Annotated in this window: 1 protein-coding gene and 1 pseudogene; both read right to left on the bottom strand. The window is 54.0% G+C overall.

From position 1 onward, the window contains the following. Window positions 1–128 precede the first annotated feature (128 nt). Window positions 129–1,802, bottom strand: a pseudogene (locus K1Y02_26225) (DEAD/DEAH box helicase). A gap of 434 nt (window positions 1,803–2,236) precedes the next feature. Beyond that, on the bottom strand, window positions 2,237–3,151 hold the full coding sequence (locus K1Y02_26220) for a DUF1837 domain-containing protein (protein ID MBX7259879.1): 915 nt from the start codon (window positions 3,149–3,151) through the stop codon (window positions 2,237–2,239). Between the last annotated feature and the right edge of the window lie 231 nt (window positions 3,152–3,382).

The raw sequence follows: 3,382 nt of genomic DNA, 5'->3' as shown, positions 1-3,382 counted from the left end.
GCAAGATCCTGGCCCACCTCAGGACTTGGCTTGCCTGGATCGTCACTGCCCTGTGGGCGGCCGAAACTGACCTGCAGCGCCGCCATCACACCATCGTCGCAGCCCGAGCACTTTGTTCAGGGTGAACGAATTAGGCTGTCAGGTACGAAGACCGGGTACAGATTTGCGTTGATCCGCCGCATAACCGTGACATATCGGTCATAAGCATCAACGCTCTCCGAGGGCGCAAGTAGCAGATTTTCGATATTGCCCTCATACTTTCGAAAAACCTCCAGCAAACGCTGCAGACCCACCGCGCTAACACCAGGGTGCCGGACAAGAATGTCCTGCGGGATACTAATTAGGGCCGAGATGCTCTCGAGGCTTTTGTCGAGCTTACGGAGCGTATCTGCAGAGTGCCGCTTGGCAAATGCGGCATCGGAAAGCGTACCAAGGCGAAGGTAGGTATTAAGCAGGTAGGCGCCGACCTGTTCGTACTCCTCGCCTTGTGTCAGATCGGCTAGAGAATCAATGTTCCTATTCTCCAGATACTCTGCCAACTCATCGGCGGACGATAAAACCGCGTCAGTCTCTCTCTTGATCGGATAGCGCGAGCGCTTCGGCACACCGACGGGCCAAGCTTTGTCATCCTTTGGATCGATACAGATGATATTGCCTTGGAATTCGCTTCCCCAACGACCGGCCCGCCCCGCGAGATTCCAGAAGTCGTGCGGTTCCATCGGGTTCCCACGGCCCTTCCTGGGACCCCGTACAACTATGGTCCTGCATGAAAGATTTACCCCCTCGATCAGCGTTGAGGTGCAAGCAAGGAACCTTATCTTACCGCTTCGGAAGAGCCTCTCAATCTCGGTTCGTATGAGAGAGGGCATGTTTCCATAGTGAAATGCGACACCACGTTCTACGAGTGGTGCGAGCTGATAGTTGCGGTGCACCCCTTTGCGAGCCAGATCGGCCAGGTCAAGCAGTTCCTGATCGTCAGTCTTCTGCGTCCCTTCCAACTGGCTAATGAGGAGTGCCACCTCCTCCGCCTCGGCCGCGCCGTTGCAATAAACCAGTGTGCCGCCACGCCCACCGGCCGCTGCGGCAATGAATGCCAATCTCTTCCTAAGACCCGCGGGCTTGCTTGATAGCTTGAGAGTGCCAAGTGGTATGGTTGAATCACGCCAGACTAGATCCAGCGACCACTCCTTCGGCTTCCGCGGCACTTGCTCGGCCAGGATCACGTTTTGCAGAACGGTCGGCATATCACTATCGACCGAGGATATTTGCATATCCTCCGGCGCATCCTGAAGGAGTTCCCCGGGGTTTTGCGTCGAAGGACTGACAAACACGACCTTCATTTTCGGGTTCCGCCGTGAAACCCGCTCGATTGCATCTTGTAGTATCACACCCCTTTGATTGTCTCCAATCTTGTGCGCCTCGTCGACAATAAGAAGGTCTACGCCGAAGTTCTCGCCAAGGAGGTTAGCGAGGAGATGCAGACGTTCCTGTGTGAACACGAAAACGGCTTTCTTGTCTCCTGCCGTGGAGGACAGGTACACATCTGTCAGCGGTAGCGAGGTAATCTCTAAGCCGGCATCTGATCGGGATAACTCCTTCAGACTGAGTTCAATCTCACTCACCAGAGCTCGAGTTGGAGCGAGAAAAACGGCGATCTTAGCTTTGTTCGTGCGAATGTGGTCGAGCAGCCATTGCAAAACCAAGTATGTCTTTCCGGACGCCGTTGGCGCGGACGCTGAAAGCCAGCCCGTTCCAGATGAAGCGCCCGACCATAGTTCTCTCTGAAAGTCGTTGACGGCTATCCATTTTCCGCTCGATTCTAGAAGAATCGAGTCCTCGAAACGCCTTCTGTTGGCTTCAAGGCGCATCGACACACCAAGTCTACCCTCAAGGTCCGGAGCGATCCGGTCTCGCTGTATTGCAAGCTCCACGGATCGGTGGTTGGACAGCTTTTCAAGAATGACAGCCCCCGCATCCCGCACTTTAGGTGACGTTTCGAGCGTGAGCGCAGCGGTAGCGATCCGTAAAGCCGCCTCCTGATGCGCCCGCTCAACTGATTTCGCCAGAAGGCTTCCGGCCAGGAGTAGAAGTGGCCAATCAAAGCTATTTTCGGGGTCGGTGAACTTTTTACCTTCGTCCAGATTTGTTATCTCGGTCGCCACCGTAATCTGAACCAGCTTGACGATATCATCGCGAAGCGCCTCACCCGTCAACCAATCAAAGAGTTCGGTATCCTTCATTTTCCGATACCCAATGCTTTAAGGAACGACGCGCGAAACCCATCTACGGAAGGTAAAGGTACGCAGAAGAGCTGAATATCGAACTTGTCGAGCTTCTCTACCGAGAGCCTGTTCTTTATATTCTTCGCCCACTTCTCCAATTCATCACTCGCCGCTTCAAGAATGTCCTTCGCACTGCACTTGGCATCATCTTTCGGATAGAAATCCGCATCAAATGCAATAAGCGCGATGCCGCAATATTCGACCCTGTTCGATAGCGGTGATGTCCGGTCGAAATACTTCCGGAATGCCGCTGTAAGCCCTGGGTCGCTCAGGTCGGCTTTGTCGTTGAGGAGCATGAGGTCGCGCTCGCGATCAGCGCCTTCGTGGTCAATCTCCACGAGGAACGGGGCAAGTGACGCAAGGCAATCTCTTATGGCCGCAGTTGGGTCACCGTAAACCTTCGATTCACCCCAGAAAAGTTTTAGCAAGCCATCTTTATTTACAGAAGCGTAGACGCCGTCAGCACCATGGTAATGCATGTGAGAGTCGGTCTTCAGGTCCATTTTACATAGCACTTGAGGCACTTTGAGGAAGCGTTCGGCAAGGAGGAACAGCAGCATCTCTCCACCCTCTCCGGTATTGGCAAGATCCGTAAATGTACCAATTGCCTCGTGGTGTAGCGCAGCAACTGCGCTTCCAGACTTAAACTTCGCATCCCGCGCGCGCGCGGCATCCAGCCGTGATTTCGGGACAGCGTAGTCAATGATGGAATTGCGCATGAATTCTGCAAGACGCTCCGGCTTGATGCGCCCGTTCCCGTCCACAGTCAGACAGTGACAATGGAGACGGGCAACACAGTCTTTCAAGGACACGTCACGCTGGACAAGCTGGAGATGAACATCCAGCTCTTCGGGATCACCCGAGACTATCTGGGAAAGATCTTCCGGAAGCAGTTGCGGCAGAGCCAGTCTCCTGTTGTTTGAGGGCGGTTGTGCTGAGCCCTCTTGCTGCTCGGATAGAGAGTATCATTAGTAATTCCTTTGGCTTAGCACTTTTTCTTCGCATCAAAACGCATATTTGCACGACGTGCCAGAATGGACCCGAGATCGTAAGGTCTCAGCGCTGTCCAGACACTCAACAAACACCAACTCGCTACATAG

It is taken from the genome of Candidatus Hydrogenedentota bacterium, assembly GCA_019695095.1.
GTDB lineage: Bacteria > Hydrogenedentota > Hydrogenedentia > Hydrogenedentales > SLHB01 > JAIBAQ01.
Note: the sequence above shows the minus strand (reverse complement) of the source record. Positions and strands in the feature narration are given on the sequence as shown.